Here is an 18,256-nt window from a genome sequence, read left to right on the forward strand (position 1 = left end):
ATTATTTAGCATCATAACAATCAATAATTGAACCATAACTTTTAAACAATTCATAATTTGGAAGCCCCTGATTAATTATTTCCCAACTAATCGAACTATATTCACTCATTGCCTCTCTATATTCTTCACTTCTGTATTTATTAAACCAAGAAGACATATTACCGTTAAGTACGTTTTCGACATGTACAAGTTCATGCCCTAACGCACTTGCTAGTCTAAGGTAGCTTGAAAATGCAATCTTTGCAATCTTAACTGAGCCATTTAAGCTAAAAACTGATCTATTTTTATATGCAACACTTTGTATTGGTGTCTCTCCTTCTTCACCTGAAGCTAAACTTTCCACTTTTTCTAAACAAGGACTACTTACATCATTATACATCTCAGGGAAAATTTTTAAAGCAAACTCTTCAAGGTTTAATCCCTCAAAACTCGCAGCCTCTCGAGGGTTTGCATATCCAGCATCCTTCAGTCGCCCTATTAAATCCTGCGTTTCAATAATTCGGTGAACAAAGTGATTCAATCCACTTACAATAAGTCCTGTTATTGCACCTTTCCAAAAATTACCTCCCGTTAATGACGCTCCAACTCCTCCTGAAACCGTTCCAAAAGCTATCATTCCAATGTTCGAACTTGCTAAACTACCGGCGCCACTCCAAACTTTTGTTGGGTTAATCATTTTCCCACTTGCATTTAATCCTTCATGGTTAAAGCCAGTTCCATAAGCACTGGCAGCTATACTGCTCAAGGCTCCTGCTGCAAACCCGCTCCAAAATTTTCCACCTGAAATTGCAGTCATTCCTCCTTGAAATGTCCCATGAGCAACTGCGCTCACTGCTGATCTTACAAAAAAATTGCCTATTGTACTGGCTGCACTACCAATTCCAAAAGTCACTGCCGAACTTGCTGCGCCAATAAATGTAGCTTTAACCAGGCCTCCAACGGTGAAAGGAACATCAGCAACCAAGGCCGTAATGGTATAGGTCAGCGCTGCAATAGCTGCTCCAATACCTACTGCAGCAAAAAAGCCTATTTCTGCAAATTCACCTGACGAATCCGTATACTTCAGCGGATTATTCAGAACGTAAGCATACTTATTGTAATTCTGCGTATTGAAAGGCTCCTGCACATAATTGTCAGGCTGCAGGAATCGGTGCAGCTTCGGGTCATAAAGACGCCCGTTCATGTGGATGATGCCCACGCTCTGCAGATGCTCGTGTCCTGTATAGCCTCGGTCTAAAACCGTCAATCCCGCAAGAACATTTCCTGCTCCGTCCTGAACCTTTACAATGCTGCCCCAAGCATCAAATAATCGTTTCTCTACAACAGCTCCGTTCTGGTCGCTTATGGCAACAATGGTTCCCTGATAGTCCCTGTGCAAATATAGGTAATTCTGGGCAGTTCCGTTGCTTTTCAGCACGACAGGCGCACTGTAGCCGTCACCGCCTATATAGGTCACAAACTCGATTTCTCCAGTAACGGTATTATGTTTGACTTCCATACTACCATCTTCGGAGTAATGCTTGCGGTAAGTCCTTAGCATTTTGTCATCGGCCAGACTACCGTAAAACATCGAGCTTCTGTCATTTCCGTCATTGTAGGTGAAGCTTATTTTGTCCACTCCAGCCTCTTCAATCTGCACTGGGCTTTTAAATACATTGTAGCTTACTGCCAGATTTGGTTTTGCTGTATAATGGCTTAGCGCCTCCGCGGTCGGAACTATGGCTTTGTTCTGATAGGTTTTGGCTCCGTCATACTCGTAAGTCCCCACGCTATTCTGCGTGATTCTTCCCTTATCGTCATAAACCTGCGCTTCTTGGATGCCCGCTCCGTTGGTGTATTCCGTCAGACGGTCCAGTCCGTCGTATTTGAATGTCTCGCTTCTGCCGAACAGACTGTTGCTGCGGCTATTCAGGTTGCCTCTTTTGATTTCAAAATCAGCATTCAGGGTCATTATGTTGACTACGGACGGACTTGTCTTATCGTGTCTGATCTGCCTTACATAGCCATACTGGTCATAAGTGTTAATTGTCACTATTCCGTTTCCGAATGCCCCACCTGTGAGCTGTCCTCTTTCATTTAAAGAGTTGGTCTGCCATAAAACCTGCTGGGTCGCATCGTCTACAATCTGCCAAGGAAAGCCGTTCTGGTAGATATTTTTCACCGTCTTTGAACTTGCCTTTCCTGAAGCGGATGCCATGGATGTTTCCTTCTCAACTCTTCCTTGGGTGTCAAATGACATCTCTTTTACAAAAACCGCATATGGCGTCGTTTCTGTAGTTTTATAGAGTCTTTTCAGGCTGTCATATTCATAAATGTTTGTTATGGTTTTGCTCTCTGTGTTATCCACAAAAGTGGTACCTGCTATTTGGTTCAACGAGTTATAGGCATAAGTTGTCTTGCTATTGGTAAGGGTTCCTGAAATTGTTTTTTGCGTTGGTTTACCGGCGTTATTATATATATAAGATGTGGTTCCATTTGGTGTGGATTCCGTCATCATCTGCCCGAAAGCATCATAGCTGTAAGTGTACACTCCCGCACTAGGGTCGGTCAGCTTTACCTTATTGCCCCAGCCGTCAATCACGATCTGGACCTTGTTGCCCTGATAGTCGGATTCTTTCAGCTGTCCGCCGGCAAAATAGGTGAAATTGATTGTCCCTCCCGGATCTGTCGTCTGGATCTTGTTGCCCATAGCATCTGCTGTGGCAGTGGTTATTTTGCCGTCATCGCTGCTTGTCGTGGTCACTCCCGAATACGAAAAAGTCTGTATCTTTCCTGTCGGAGAAGTGATTTTGGTCGGCCTCATCAGAAAATCATACTCATAGCTTGTCCAAAGGCTTGGTGCAGAAAAATAAGGTTCGCTTTCTTTTTCCTTCCTTCCTAGATCGTCGTACACAATCTGCTTAGTTATCATACTATTGGCAGCAAATCCTTTAGCCGATTTTTTAACAATTCTACCTAGCACATCATATTCTGTTACCGTTTTCGTGTCAAGACTGCTTGTTGTAGTTACGGTGTATCCGCCAGAACCTAATTTGGCATAGGTATTTGTAGTAGTGATTGGGATTGCTGATGTATTTAGAACAGTAGTACTAACCAGTTTTCCCCAGTTATCATAATTATAATTATTTGTCACCCCTAGGTAGTCTATTGACTGGCTCATCTGTCCCAAATTATTATAAGCGTAATTAGTCACAAATCCCTGATGGTCTGTCTTCTTGACAACAAAACGCTTTGTCGAATCGTACTCGTCTTTGATCGTTCGCGGTGCCGGAACCGGGGTAGCCGTCGGAGCCGAAACGGTTTTGGTCAGAAGGTTACCCAGGGCATCGTAGGCCATATCCTCTGCAATCGCATAGGTGTTATGCCCTTTCTTCTCTGTTCGCACTAGATTGGAGCCTGAATAGGCATAGGTTTCCTCTGAAGTTCTGGTATCACCCGAAGCCGTATTGCGGAGTGTTGAGACCACTCGCTTTGGCCTTCCGATATAGTAGGATGCCCCTGCGCCAGTCGGATTGTTGTCGTATTCGGTATCAACGGCAGTGCTGCCCTGAAGTGAAGAGCCTGTATAATGGTTTGTTACGCTTCTTACCTCAAGGCCGTAATAGTTGCCGCTGTCCGCTCCTCCATCATAAGAATACACGGTCTCTTTCTTTATGCCTGTAAGATGGTCTTCAATAACCTGTCTATTAAGCAAAACATTGAAAACGCCATTATTTGAATCTGGCGCTCCCGCATTTGGTGCCGATGAAGCCACTGGTGTTGCTACAAATTTAGTATTGCCACTCGCTGTAAAGCCTGGCTGCAGGATAATCTGTGGCGCAGTATAATTTACTGCCAAATCGTTGCTTATTGCTGAAGATGCTGTAATCTGATTTCCTGCTTTAAAGGTCTTCCCGCTTGTAACTGGAGCGTTGATATTCAGATTAGCTGGAATTGATTCCGGACTTGTCGCATCTCCACCACCTTTTGCATAGGTTGCAAAAACATTAGTCTTCGTTGTTATTAAATTGCTCGGCACATTATCAAATACAGTAGTCCCTGTAGTGCTTGTCCAAGTTATCGTATTTGCTCCTCTAAGATTTGGGTCATTATAGGTTGTTGTCCAGATTTTAGGATTTGCCTCGTTAAGGTACCAGCTGCTTCTTGTAGTCTTTTTAAAGCCTACTGTTCCATAATTAAAATTCGACACAAATCCTCTGTATCTGAAATCCTGATATTTATAAGCTCCATTTATTACTGCTGTAAGTTTCGATACAAGATAACTATCAGAGTTTCTTCCAATTTCTATACCAGGATAGTTAACTCCGTTCTCAGACGAATAAAAATCTGCAGATGAATTGCCCAAACCTCCATCAGCAGCCATCATCGGCTTGTAATCGATAATCTGTTTAATGTTCCCATTGGATTCTGAAACAGTTATCAATCTGTTCTCAGCATCAACACTTTTATTGAATTGGTAATACTCAATCTTATTGTAATGTCCTCTTATCACAACAAGATCAGTATTATTTCCGTTATGTCTGTAATTGGATGTTATGGGGATAGGAATATCAGGCGAATTTGAAAACTGCACCCCCGAGTTATAAGTTGCTGTAAAACCAACTGCTCCCACTCTTCCTATATTATTTACAAAACCGGTTACCTGCCATTCTGTATCGTGGTTATTGATTGTCCAGCTGTCTTTAAAGTATTTTCTCCATACGCGTACCAAATCTGACTTTCCATCTTTATTGATGTCTATCGCATAATAATTGCTAAAATGCCTCTGTGTATTATATGTTGATCCAGTATCTGGCCAGTATTCTACAATATTATGGCTTTCTTTTATAAAATAGCTTCCTCCAGCAGGATTTGGATTGCTGTAGTAAATATTCCATTGGGTCTGTCCTGATGCTCCCTCACTAGTTGGAAGCATAATATCCGTTTTCCCATCACCGTTAAAATCTCCGAAAAGCATCTGCTTGGTATCTGAATATTGATCTAATGATCCTTCTCCTATTACCTCCAATTCTACCCAAGGGGCAGCTGTAAGCTGTTTAAAACTAACAATTTTATAGGTTTTATCTTTCTTTAAAACCAATACATCAGATTTTCCATCTGAATTAAAATCTGCTATGTATCTTTTATCTCCATTTAAAACTGTGCTATTCTGAAGACTTGCAAATCCGCTAGTTCCCAAAGAAGTTGATGCATTGGGATCTAGATTAACTAAACTATAATCCCATCCATCTGAAGTCAAATATGTTTGGCATTCATACCCGTCTCCTCCACCTGCCCAGTTTTGTGATATAGTTTCTACATTATAATATCTTTCATTCTTTTTGCTTATTATAAGAACTTCGCTTATTCCGTCTCCATTAAAGTCTCCTTCTAAATATTCATTAGATTTTTTAATTGATGGCACATAGCAGTTATCTACAATATAAGAAAATGTATCATACTGCATATTGGTTACACATAAACTTCCATCTATAGGAATATTGTTATTAAAAGCAATTGATTTTGTATAATTTAATGATGTCGAGTTATAAGCTTTAAAGTCAATGCTATTGTTTTTTTCATCAGCAAAAACAATAGATTGAAATTGGTTTAGCTTATTATTTGATAAAGTAGTAGCTGCTATAATCTGTCTTTTGTCAGCAACAAATGGCAGAGCAATCGGTGCATTCCCTGAAGTGCCATCAAACAGTTTTGTAAACATCTTATTATCCGAAACAAAATCCAATCTTCCATCACCATCAAAATCGCCTGCCAAATCTGTTTTATCAAATGCCAGATTATTGGTATAGCTCTTTTCTGTCCTTTCCTGATTTGAAGGACTTGAAGCATAAGTAAATGTTACGGGATTAGATGCTTCCATCTGTCCGTTGATTTCCTGAATGCTTTTTATTCTTTCATAGCCTAGTGCTGAGTCAAAATCATGCTGAATCTGGTAGTTCCTGAAGAAAACATTATTTGCATATACCTGAATGCTGTTTAATATTTGGGTAGAATAGACTGCCTGCCCTTTCATGTAATCCCTTTCGACACGCTTTGACGCACTATAAAGGAATGCAATCTTATTCTGAGCAGCAATTCCCGCAGCTGTGTTTCCGCTGAATGTGATTGTGTCTATGTACAGCTGGTTTGTGCCGTTATAAGTTATAGTTTTATAATTGTAGTCTATAAAGTTCCCGTTCGTATCCTCATAATGTACAATGTACCAAGAACTAAGAGAAACCGAATTCTGCAGGCTTCCTGATCCCTTAGAGCCATACCAGCTTCTGGAGCCGTCTGGAGCAGTAACTACAAAATAAGTTGTTGTTCCTTCAACTTTAAGCTCTATTTTGGTATTGCTTTTGTATTCCGTTTCATATGTGGAGCCGGGCGCCCAGTATGTGCCTGATTTTATCAGAAGGCGCTGTCCGTCAAGAGCCAATTTGTCGTTGTCGTCAAAATCAACACCGTCAACAAATCCGTCTATATCGCGTCTTGTGGCAATTCGGCTTATCGCTGAAATGCTGTTGATGCTCCATCCCTGTCCGGCTATCCCGCCTCTCACTCCGCTGCTGTAGACCAGGTTTATTGCCGGAGCAACGCTTTTAATGCTTGGCGGCACGGCAATAGGAAGCGTATAGACTGCCGTTCCTGATGATGAAATCTGAAGTTCCCCTTTTGTATCGGCAAAATTCTGCGAAAAGGAAGAAACTGAAAATAAAAAAATAATGAAATAGTATAATTGCTTCATATTCAAATTTATTGCTTGATGATTTTAATGGTTTTCTGGTCTCCGTCTTTATAATTAAGTACTACCAGATAAACCCCTCTGGAATATTCCCCAAAAGAAATAATCTGATTGTCTGTATTTTCTGTTCTGGAGAAATTCTGCAGCACCTGGCCTGATATTCCATAAACTGTAATGGAAGAAACCTTGTTGTCGTTTATCAGCTCCCATTTTATATAAAGCTGCTCTTTTACCGGATTGGGGTAATAGGAAATGACATCTTCTTTTGAGAATTTAAGCAGATCTTCATCGGTAACAGCTTCAATCTCTTTAACTTCTTCTGTAGATTTCCCTGTAGGATTGCAGCCGGAAAGGCATAAATTCCTGACTATCTGGTTTCCGGCAGAATCATAGCTGAAGGTGATTTTCTGCTGGGCATTCGAAAAAGCACAGAAGCCAAATAATAAAAGTGTGATTAGTTTTTTCATGGTTTATTTTCGAGTTTGTCTAAACGTTTGTTTTGTTCTGATATAATAGTTTTTAATTTTTCTGTTTTTTTATCTTGTTCAATTATATAAAGTGTCAATTCTTCTATTTTTTGAAGCAGTTTTGAATTCATTTCGCCAAGATTGATTCCATTTTTCAAAACCTCTTCTTCACTTGGAATGTTTTCTAAATGACCTTTTTCTGCAATGTGTTTTTCAACCTTTTCAAGAGTAGGCAGATTATAATTCTTTTTGAAAACAAAATCTGACCAGCCTGTCATATCTACTTTTACTTCTTTGGAATGGATTGTACCGTTTACGTCTAATTTGTTATTTGGATTTGTTGTGCCAATACCTACGTTCCCATTAGATTTAAAAGTCATTTTTACTTCATTCTCCATTGTATTATCTGAACCTCCAAAACTTAATAATAACTTTCCTTGATCTATTGAGCTATTAGGAATCCATGTAAATCCAGCATTTTGAATTCCAAATCCTCCAAAGCAAAGTTTTGAAGAAGGCTGTCCTGAAACGGCCTCAGGATCCCCAAAATAAATATGAGAATTTTTCATTTCAGGAATTTTTCTAATAGTTAAGCTACTTGTAGAATAAATAGTTCCTATTCCAACATTCCCGCTTTCATCTGTCATTAATAATTGTTTCCATCCTCCCCATTGAGGATCTAAGGGGTATGCATTTCTATAAAAAACACCTGCATTATTAAAGTTTAATTGATGGTTAGCACCTCCAGAGTTGTCTGTGTCTTCCCATTGAGCAATAGTTAAATTAGTTGAATATATTCCACTCCCAGGCACACCTATTGTGTTTCTCTCTTTAAAATCAGCCCTAACAGAATGTTCACTAAAATTAGGAGCATCATTAACTGCTCTTGTATCATTTATTATTAATGATGTTGAATTTTGGGAATAAAATAAATTAGAAATACAGAACGTTAAAAGTGGCAAAACAATATTTTTTTTCATAAATATGCTATTTATTTTAATTGTTGTTCAATTTTTGCAAGCCTTTCAGACAAAGATTTAAAAGCAGTTTTTTCTTTTTCTAACTCTTCAATTTTAATTTCTTGAGAAGAAATTTTCTTGTTTTGCTCGATAATGTACAAAGTAAGCTCCTCAATTTTCTGAAGCAGTTTTGAATTCATTTCTCCGAGATTAATTCCGTTTTTTAAAACTTCTTCCTCACTTGGAATGTTCTCTAAATGTCCATTTTCTGAAATGTGTTTTTCAACTTGGTCAAGTGTTGGCAGATTATATTCCTTTTTAAACACAAAATCAGACCAGCCTGTCATATCCACTTTTACTTCTTTTGAATGTATGGTACCGTTAACATCTAGTTTGTTTGTAGGGTTGGTCATACCTATACCAACATTACCGCCACCTCCCTGAATAATTAAATCGCTCCACGCACTTAAATAGGAATTATGCGCTCCCAACCATGCTTTTCCTCCATACTCTCCCATAACAATGGCATTTAAATCACCTGATGCAACAATTCTTCCGCGCCAAATGTTATCTGAGCTTCCATTTTCTTTTACCATCAATTTACTTTGGAATCCTTCAGCGTAGGTACCAATACTGACATTCCCATTATCACCAATATTAAAAACAGGAACAGTTTGATTCACAGACCAATTATATATTGAAAAGCTTGATTCAGTTACCATATTAGCTCCAGAGCTTATAGCCCAAGTTCTTCCAGCAGGATTTCTAAGAAAAATTTTTGTTGAGTTTGCATTAACACTGTGACTTCCGACCCCTATACTTCCATTAACATCTAAATTAAAAGCAGGATTATTGGTTCCAATACCAACATTACCACTAGCAGGGAAGGGATAAGTATTTTGCGCAAAACTTGTTTGTGTGATAAATACAATAATTAATAGATAAATATTTTTCATTTCATTATTTTTTTTCAATTTTCTCAACTCTTTTTTTCAAGTCTGCGTTTTCCTTTTTGATCTCAATCACATACAAAGTCAGTTCTTCAATCTTTTGTAAAAGCTTAGAATCCATTTCTCCCAAATTAATCCCATTTTTTAAAACCTCTTCTTCACTTGGAATATTTTCTAAATACCCTTTTTCTGCAATATGCTTTTCAACTTCTTCTAGCGTTGGCAGATTATATTCTTTTTTGAAGACAAAATCGGACCAGCCTGTCATATCTACTTTTACTTCTTTAGTATGAATTTGGCCATTTACAGCTAATTTTGCATCAGGGTTCAGCGTTCCAATCCCAACATTCCCATTGTCCATAATGGTGAAGCGGTTCGTACACATACCCCCTCCGCAACTTAAATTATCGTAAGCCCAAAATTGCAGGCTGTTTCCATATCCCCCCGTCATATTGTATATCATCCAGGTACTTGCAATCCCATTACCGTTTTTCGTAGGATTAATCAGCTGTATATGGCCACCGGTATCATTTGAAATAGAACTCAGAATCGCCCCGTTTACAAACTGATTCCCTGTGAAAGAATTACTGCCACGGGTTGCCAGTTCTATCCAGTCGGGGTTATGAGGTGTCAGTGCTGCCGATATTTTCCTGAAAAACAATCTGTCATTGGAAGAAAAGGAAGAACCGATCTGAAGCTGGTTATTGTTTTCCGGATTTCCGTGTCGTACTGTTAATAAATGCTGCCATTCGGCGCTACTGTCAGGCGTCTTACCAGTTGGATTAGGTCCGCCATAAAAACCGGATAAAAGAGGAACGGAAAAATCATTTATATAAGGCGCATATCCACTCCCTAGTTGTTGGGAATGACAAAAACTACCGGTAATTAAAACGAAAAAAATTAGTTTGAAATTCATCATTTTTAAATTTAGATTTACCTTTATTTAGTAACTAGCAATGATCTCAGTGCTTCATTTTCGCACTTAAGAGCTGAAATATCTTTTTTCATCTCAATCATATAAAGGGTCATCTCCTCGATTTTCTGAAGCAATTTTGAGTTCATTTCTCCCAGATTAATTCCATTTTTCAAAACTTCTTCTTCATTCGGAATATTTTCTAAATGACCTTTTTCTACAATATGCTTTTCAACTTCTTCAAGTGTCGGCAGATTATATTCCTTTTTAAACACAAAATCGGACCAGCCTGTCAAATCTACTTTTACTTCTTTGGAATGGATTGTACCGTTTACGTCTAGTTTATTTTTAGGATTAACAATGTCGATTCCAACATTTCCAGTATTTGAAATAGTCATTCTCGGACTATAATTAGTGATAAAATGGAGGGGATGGTTTGTTTCTGTGCCAACAAAACCTCCTCCACCATTCCAGGTAGTATGAGAAAAGACACCAACACGATTAGAAGAATTAGAGGAAGTTGCTATAATTTTTGAGTTATCCAAACCGCAAACATCCAAAACTCTCTGCCAACCTTGTACATTGGAGGGATTAGCTGTTCCGATACCTAAATTACTTTTCAAAATGTAATTATCGTTGACTCCGCTTATTTTTAAGTTTCCAGATGAAATTACATCGCTTTTTGAATCTAGCAATGTTCTCCATTCTCCCCATGTATTTTCATTGTAAAATGCGCTCCTGTACATAATTTGTCCACCTTGCCAGTTATTGTTAAAATAAAGCTGAGAAACAAGATGTGCATATTTTCCGTAGATCTCTAGCACAGAACCATAGTCAGACGGAGCATTTAGTCCCCCATAATTGTCCCAAAGTTTTAAAGACATTGGCGTAATATTAGATCTAGGAGTGCTATTAAAATCTTTTTGCTCTGTAGACCATTTCAGACTATTTGAACCTAGGTTCCCATCAAATGTCTGGCTATAAATAAAGGACTGAAATACAATCGATGTTATTAGAAATATTATTTTTTTCATTTCAAATTAATTTAATCTTTGTTCCAATTGAGATAGCCTTTCTAAAATCAAATCCAAAGCTTCATTTTGCTTTTTTAGTGAATCAACTTGATCTTTAAGATTACTTATCTGGTCAAGCTGTTTGTTATTTATTTTATTTTGTTCAATAATGTACAATGTCATCTCTTCAATTTTTTGAAGTAGCTTTGAATTCATTTCTCCCAAATTAATCCCGTTTTTTAAAACCTCTTTTTCATTTGGAATATTTTCCAAATGTCCTTTTTCTGCTATGTGCTTTTCAACTTCTTCAAGAGTAGGCAGATTATAATTCTTTTTAAATACAAAATCAGACCAGCCTGTCATATCTACTTTTACTTCTTTGGAGTGGATTGTACCATTTACGTCTAACTTGTTCTGTGGATTTATTGTTCCAATACCTACATTACCATTACCTTGAATTCGCACTTTTTCAGTTTGATTTGTCACATGAGATTCCTGAGTAAAAAATTGCATTCCATATACATTCGCACCACCATTTTGAGTAATCGTTCGAATAGAAGTTCCAAAAGTTGTAAGATTTCCATCTACAATCGAATGTCCAATCATAATTGCTGAACTATTATCAACATTGATCAAATTTTTCACTAAAATATCGCCACGATTTATTTCGAATTTTGCTAGCGGATTGTTAGTTCCAATTCCAAAATTCCCAGAATAAATAAATGAATTTCCGCCATCCTTAAAAAAAACGTCAGTACCGATTCGAGTACCTCCTGTAAAATCCCCTCCATAATTTAAAGATAAAACATTCCACGTATCATGCACCATGGCTCTTCCTCCTGAACCTCTTTCAGGGAATTTAAAAATAACATCGGCCAATCCATTGTAGTAAAAAATGTTATTTCCATTAGGTGAATTAATTTGGGAAATTGAAATAATTGTAAATAAAAGAAAACCTAGTGTGTAAAATTTCTTCATAATAAATTACTTGTCTTTTGATTTAATATTTTTTATTTCCTGTTTCAAGTCTTCAATTGATTTATTCTGTTCAATTATATACAAAGTCAGTTCTTCAATTTTTCGCAGAAGCTTAGAATCCATTTCTCCCAAATTGATTCCATTTTTTAGCACCTCTTCCTCACTTGGAATATTTTGTAAATGACCTTTCTCAGCAATGTGCTTTTCAACTTCTTGAAGTGTTGGCAAATTATAGTCCTTTTTAAAAACAAAATCGGACCAGCCTGTCATATCTACTTTTACTTCTTTGGAATGAATTGTGCCGTTTACGTCTAATTTATTCGTTGGTTTTGTAATTCCTATTCCCACATTTCCTCCGTAAGGTTGAAAAGCCATATTGGTTAAAGTGTTAAAATTCTTAGAATATCCTTGAACAATACCAACATTATCAGCAGACGTGCCTATCGCAACTCCATTCGTTAAACCATTACCGCTAAAATGAGCTGAAAAAGTATCTATTGGACTTTCTACTTTTAGATTTTTAAGAGGCTCTGCACTAGAATTACTAAAAGATGGTAAGGTGGAACAAACAATCCACCAATCTGAACCAGTAGACTTGTAAGCATCAAATTCAGATTGGCTAATTACTACAGAACTGTAACCAGTAAAGCTACTATTAACAAATGTTTGATCAAAATAGTTACCTTTAATCGCTGCTTGAGGATGCCATCCAGGATTAATTTGAGTATTTGCATTATATTCTAAACTATTTACACCATCCCATTTTATCATATAAATCGAGAAGCTCCTGCCTGGATTTCTTGCCGCAACAATTGCATAGCCTGTTGCTCTTGCATTTTGTGCCTGTATTTCTCCTATAGATTGTGCATTAATACTTGTTACACAAAAAATGCTAATAGTTATTATAGCAATAAACTTTATGTTACTAATCCTCATTATGTGAAAGCTTTAAAATTACGTTTTCTAGTTCCTTTTGTTTGTTTTTCATCACCTTATTCTCTTTCTTTATTTCGATTACATACAGAGTCAACTCTTCAATTTTCTGCAAAAGTTTAGCATTCATTTCTCCTAAATTGATTGCATTTTTCAAAACTTCTTCTTCACTTGGAATATTTTCCAAATGTCCTTTTTCTGCAATGTGTTTTTCAACTTCTTCAAGTGTCGGAAGATTGTATTCTTTTTTAAAAACAAAATCAGACCAGCCTGTCATATCGACTTTTACTTCTTTGGAATGGATTGTGCCGTTTACTTCTAGTTTGTTTTGGGGATTTGTTGTCCCAATTCCAACATTTCCATTATAATTCCAAGTCATTACTTGTTGATCAGGCGTTGATGTGGTATTTTCACTCCCATTTATATATAGATCTAACTTACTTCCTGTAGTGCCTCCTCCTCCGTGACCAATTCTAAATTCTGCCTGTTCATTCCAACTATAACCATTACTTCCAGATCGCGAAAACTTTAAAACTGATTTACTTTCTACATTTTGTCCATTCGGTCGGCTTTCATTGGTATCCCATAATTGCATAACTCCAACAACAGTTTGATTTCCTGCAAAAGTATTTGCTCCTCTAGTTGCTAACTCATACCATTTTGAGTTTGTTGAATTATCTACTTTTCTAAAAAACAATTTATCATTTTCACTATAAGTAGAAGATAATTGCAATTGATAATTGTTTTCAGAATTTGCATGTCTTATAACAAATAAATGTTGCCAATCATGGCTATTATCTGGTGCCTTCCCTACAGCATTAGGACCTCCATATACTCCTGAAAATAAAGGAGTCGTAAAATCTACTAAATGCGTTGCATATCCATTTCCTATTTGCTGAGAATACGTTAAAAGTATATTTATAAAAATTAGAATAAGAGTTACTTTTAGTTTCATAGTTTATTATGTATAAAATTATTACTTAGCTTTCAAAAGTTCAATCTCTTTATTTTGCATCTCAATTTCTTTTTTCATTTCAATCATGTATAAAGTCATTTCCTCAATTTTTTGCAAAAGCTTAGCATTCATTTCTCCTAAATTGATTCCATTTTTCAAAACTTCTTCCTCACTTGGAATGTTTTCCAAATGGCCTTTTTCTGCAATGTGTTTTTCAACTTCTTGAAGCGTTGGCAAATTATATTCTTTTTTAAACACAAAATCGGACCAGCCTGTCATATCTACTTTTACTTCTTTGGAATGGATTGTGCCGTTTACGTCTAGTTTATTTTGCGGATTAAGCATTCCTATACCTACATTCCCATTATCCATAATAGTGAAACGATTAGCACAAAGACCTTTCCCACAACTCAAATTATCATAAGCCCAGAATTGCAAACTATTTCCATACCCACCAGACATGTTATAGATTGTCCAGACACTTGCTGCTTCATTAGAAGTTTTAGACGGATTTCTTAATTGAATTTGGCCTCCTATAACATCTGAAATAGAACTCATAATAATACCTTGAAACATTCCATTACCTACTACGTCAAGCTTTTGAGTTGGAATTGTTGTACCAATGCCTACATTTTTTTGACTTGTAATCGTAAAAACTGTACCTGTGGCTCCATAATCTATGTCTAAAAAAGCCGTACTAATATTATCTCTAGATTTAAAATTCCAAGGCCCTCCAGTATGCTTGTAGGGTTGTAATGACAGACGATTAATCTCACCTTCACCAACAGTAGATACTTGATTACCGATTTTTAAATTCGTATCAAAATTTACCGTGCCTGTACTTGGTACATTATTATGTGAAAATGCAGTACTAAACACAAATAATAAACCTATTAGATTAAATGTTTTCATTTTTTTTTACTATTTTACTAGTTCAATCTTAAAATATCTTTCTTCATTTTCAAATTCTCACTTTTAACCCTTTCTATTTCCTTTTTCATTTCAATCATATAAAGAGTCAATTCCTCTATTTTCTTAAGTAGAGCCATGTTCATTTCAGAAACATTTATTCCATTTTTCTCAAGCTCTTTTGCTGAAGGAATTTCCGGTAAGTGACTGTTTTCTTTAATGTAGTTTTCAACCTCTTGAAGAGGCCTCAAATTGTAATTATTTTTGAAAACATAGTCAGGAGCTGGAAAATTTAAGTCTACTTTTACTTCTTTGGAGTGGATTGTGCCGTTGACATCTAATTTGCTTGTTGGATTTACGACTCCAATACCCAAATTGCCATTTTCGTTTAAAATCATTTTAACATTAGACCAATCAGAAGATCCATTTTTTGAAGTATACCAATTATGACTATGATTTTCAGAAGCAACAGAACCTTTTGTTTTCCAATGTCCAGCATAATAATTTATATTATTACCATAACTCCTAATCATTCCGTCATAGTCCCCATCAATTCCTAATTCTAGACTTGAATAATTATTTAATCCTCCAACTCTTATTCCCGCAATTCCGTTTGAACCACCTGAACCAACATTCACATTCAATAATGTTTCTGGAGCATTAGTTCCTATTCCAATATTTCCATTAATTATTTGGTTTCCTGAAAAAGTATTTTGGGCTCTAGTAGCCAGTTCAATCCAAGGAGAATCTGGGGAATTAGCAATTTTTCTAAAAAACACTCTGTCATTTTGATTAAATGAAGATGAAAATTGTAATTGAAAATTATTAGAGTAATTAGAGTGCCTCATCACAAAAACATGTTGCCAAGAATAACTAATATCAGGAATGATGCTTAAAGAATTAACTTCATATACTCCTGATTTTAAGGGCTGATTAAAATCATTAATACTTAACCCTGATGCAAAACCATCTGCAATTTGTTGTCCTACTGAAAAAACTGTAAAAAAAAAAAAGAGAAATGTAGTCACTGTTTTTTTTCATAATCATTTGTTTTGTAACCTGATAACTGTTTTAAGATCGTTTATTTCTCTGTTTTGCTTTTCATTTTCCTTTTTCATTTCAATCATATAAAGAGTCAATTCTTCAATTTTTTTAAGCAGAGCCATATTCATTTCAGAAACATTTATTCCATTTTCCTCAAACTCTTTTGCAGAAGGAATTTCAGGTAAGTGACTGTTTTCCTTAATGTAGTTTTCAACCTCTTGAAGGGGTCTCAAATTGTAATCATCTTTAAAAACATAATCAGGAGCTGGGAAATTTAAGTCTATTTTTACTTCTTTGGAGTGGATTGTTCCGTTTACATCTAAATCGTTACTAGGGTTTAACTTTCCTATACCTACTTTACCATACATAAATGCAAATTGACTAGCGTCTAATTGCATTTTAGAGTAAGCACTTAAAGTTCTATTATAAGACTGTAACCCGACAACGCTGACCGCAGGGTCTAAATAAACTTCAAATCCTTCAGCATTGTTATTAGAAACCACTAACTTTTGTTGTGGATTATTTGTTCCAATTCCCAAATTCCCTGTTAAATTCAAGCGCATTCTCTCATAACCATAGGTTCCAAAAACAATATTTCCAGCCATGTCAGGTATAGTTGAATAACCAGACAAATCAATAAAAGTTTTGATAGGATTTGTACCTCCACCAGCAGATAACCTTAAAAATCCATCATCAGCAGCATTCCAAGCATTGCTGTAAGCCCTTATTTCTCCATTTGTAAGAGTACCTGCTGAAATAGGCGGTCTAGAAGAAATATTGCTTAGTCCTCCATTTATAGTAAAAGAGCCATTGGCTGTTAGTTTACTGATAGGATCTGCTGTACCAATACCTACATTTCCGTCACTTCCCCTCATATAAAGTATATCGTTTCGAAAACCATTTCCTGTATGGGCTCCAAATTTTACATATCCTGTTGTACCATCAAATCCCATATGCATTTGTGATACTCCATTACTGTTAAAAGTTGTATTATGAACTCCATCATTAATAATGTCAAATTCGCCAACAGAATAGGTCTTCTCTTGAGAAATAGCTATTTGTGCGGTAAATACTAACGATAGTAAAAAAATATTTTTCATAACATTATTTTTTTTCGATTTTTTCGATTCTCTTTTTCATCTCCTCATTTTCTTTCTTCATTTCAATCATGTAAAGAGTCAATTCTTCTATTTTCTTTAGTAGCGCCATATTCATTTCTGCCATCATTAATCCATTCTTTTCTATTTCTTTTGCAGAAGCGATTTCAGGCAAATGATTAATTTTTTTATGTAGTCTTCTACTTCATATAGCGATTTCAATTTATAATCATTGGTAAAAACATAGTCAGGAACTGCTCCAGCATTAACAGTGAATTTTACTTCCCTAGCATGGATGTTTCCCGCCACAGTAAGCTTTGAGTCTGGGTTGGGAGCACCTATGCCAACATTTCCATTTTCTATTAGCCTTATAAAAGCGTTATTTGGTATTTTACCAATAACATTTAATTCTGTAAAATCGCCAATTCCCGATATCCAGCTGGTTTGAAGAATATATTTATTTGCCCATCCCGTCCCTCCTACGGATAATTTCACTCCGTGAAACTCACCAACTGTCAATGGAGACGTTAATGCAGTAGTGGCAATGCCTACAGAACCAGAAATCTTTTGATCTCCATAAAAATCGTTGCCTGATCGGGTTGCCAATTCAATCCATGGATTCCAATAAGTGTAATCTCCATTTTTAGTTCTAAAAGAAATGCGATTTCTTATATAGTCAGAGCTAATTTGTGTATCATAAGAATTTTCGAATCCACCATAACTGATTAATGAGCCATTCCAAGGCGTACCAGATGCAGTGTAGGCAAAAGTGTAGCCTCCTTTAAAATTATCAGCACTTCCTGGAGAAGAAATACTGGAAGTTGGGTTTAAAGTTTGACAATGTGCATTAAGTCCAACAAATACACCCACGATGGCAAATATTATTTTTTTTCATTTTTTATATCTTTAATTAATAACAATTCCAACATAACCAGTTCCAGACGCTCCCTGAATACTTCCTGCTGGCGTATATATTTGAGCATTGATAGTTGTTACAAATAGAAACAATATTATAACTAATTTCATTTTCATATTTTTTAGTTTATATCAAATTAAAATTCGGATTGAGAATGTAAAAACAAAGAAATGCTCTTCCGCCTTGCAAAAGTGTATTAAAACATAAAGGAACAGGTATAAAACAAACGAAAATAAGATTTTTCTTTCTTTTAAAACAACATTGTGTATTATTTTACGGTATTTACTCAATAAAAAATAACTGTAAATGATAAAAACATAAAAGAAGCAATAGGTAAAGTTTTCGGCATAAGCACTTAAAAATTAAAATTATTTACTATAATGTGGCAAAAGTAAATT

General features: G+C 36.1%; 14 protein-coding genes. All 14 read right to left on the minus strand.

The annotated features are described in order from the left end of the window. Position 1 precedes the first annotated feature (1 nt). From Q9Q97_RS20665 to Q9Q97_RS20730, 14 genes are read right to left on the minus strand one after another with little or no spacing between them, the layout of a single operon-like run. Positions 2 to 6,727, minus strand: coding sequence for an RHS repeat-associated core domain-containing protein (locus Q9Q97_RS20665; protein WP_306160594.1), 6,726 nt, complete (start codon positions 6,725 to 6,727; stop codon positions 2 to 4). A gap of 8 nt (positions 6,728 to 6,735) precedes the next feature. Continuing rightward, positions 6,736 to 7,191, minus strand: a complete 456-nt coding sequence (locus tag Q9Q97_RS20670; protein ID WP_306160596.1) for a T9SS type A sorting domain-containing protein — start codon at positions 7,189 to 7,191, stop codon at positions 6,736 to 6,738. Next, entirely contained in the window at positions 7,188 to 8,171 is a 984-nt protein-coding gene (locus tag Q9Q97_RS20675; protein WP_306160598.1) for a hypothetical protein, read from the minus strand. Before Q9Q97_RS20675 ends, Q9Q97_RS20670 begins: the two co-directional genes overlap by 4 nt. A gap of 11 nt (positions 8,172 to 8,182) precedes the next feature. Then, positions 8,183 to 9,106 (minus strand): hypothetical protein, encoded by a 924-nt coding sequence (locus tag Q9Q97_RS20680; RefSeq protein ID WP_306160600.1) that lies wholly within the window; start codon positions 9,104 to 9,106, stop codon positions 8,183 to 8,185. A 4-nt stretch (positions 9,107 to 9,110) separates the two neighbouring features. After that, a complete protein-coding gene (locus Q9Q97_RS20685; RefSeq protein ID WP_306160602.1) occupies positions 9,111 to 10,019 on the minus strand; it encodes a hypothetical protein in 909 nt (302 codons plus the stop codon). 20 nt (positions 10,020 to 10,039) lie between these two features. Next, positions 10,040 to 11,047, minus strand: coding sequence for a hypothetical protein (locus tag Q9Q97_RS20690; RefSeq protein ID WP_306160604.1), 1,008 nt, complete (start codon positions 11,045 to 11,047; stop codon positions 10,040 to 10,042). Between the two features lie 6 nt (positions 11,048 to 11,053). After that, complete coding sequence (locus tag Q9Q97_RS20695) at positions 11,054 to 12,004, minus strand: hypothetical protein (protein ID WP_306160606.1); 951 nt, start codon at positions 12,002 to 12,004, stop codon at positions 11,054 to 11,056. A 6-nt stretch (positions 12,005 to 12,010) separates the two neighbouring features. Continuing rightward, a complete protein-coding gene (locus Q9Q97_RS20700; RefSeq protein WP_306160608.1) occupies positions 12,011 to 12,940 on the minus strand; it encodes a hypothetical protein in 930 nt (309 codons plus the stop codon). Then, the gene (locus Q9Q97_RS20705; protein WP_306160609.1) at positions 12,930 to 13,892 is read right to left on the minus strand and encodes a hypothetical protein; all 963 of its coding nucleotides are present in this window, start codon (positions 13,890 to 13,892) and stop codon (positions 12,930 to 12,932) included. Before Q9Q97_RS20705 ends, Q9Q97_RS20700 begins: the two co-directional genes overlap by 11 nt. 21 nt (positions 13,893 to 13,913) lie before the next feature. Beyond that, entirely contained in the window at positions 13,914 to 14,804 is an 891-nt protein-coding gene (locus Q9Q97_RS20710; protein ID WP_306160611.1) for a hypothetical protein, read from the minus strand. Between the two features lie 17 nt (positions 14,805 to 14,821). Next, positions 14,822 to 15,829, minus strand: a complete 1,008-nt coding sequence (locus Q9Q97_RS20715; protein ID WP_306160613.1) for a hypothetical protein — start codon at positions 15,827 to 15,829, stop codon at positions 14,822 to 14,824. A 15-nt stretch (positions 15,830 to 15,844) separates the two neighbouring features. After that, positions 15,845 to 16,945: a hypothetical protein gene (locus tag Q9Q97_RS20720; RefSeq protein ID WP_306160615.1), complete on the minus strand. Its 1,101-nt coding sequence runs from the start codon at positions 16,943 to 16,945 to the stop codon at positions 15,845 to 15,847. 4 nt (positions 16,946 to 16,949) lie between these two features. Further along, positions 16,950 to 17,117, minus strand: a complete 168-nt coding sequence (locus Q9Q97_RS20725; protein WP_306160617.1) for a hypothetical protein — start codon at positions 17,115 to 17,117, stop codon at positions 16,950 to 16,952. Beyond that, entirely contained in the window at positions 17,087 to 17,812 is a 726-nt protein-coding gene (locus Q9Q97_RS20730) for a tail fiber protein (RefSeq protein WP_306160619.1), read from the minus strand. Before Q9Q97_RS20730 ends, Q9Q97_RS20725 begins: the two co-directional genes overlap by 31 nt. Between the last annotated feature and the right edge of the window lie 444 nt (positions 17,813 to 18,256).

The organism is Flavobacterium sp. DG2-3 (genome assembly GCF_030730925.1).
Lineage (GTDB): Bacteria > Bacteroidota > Bacteroidia > Flavobacteriales > Flavobacteriaceae > Flavobacterium.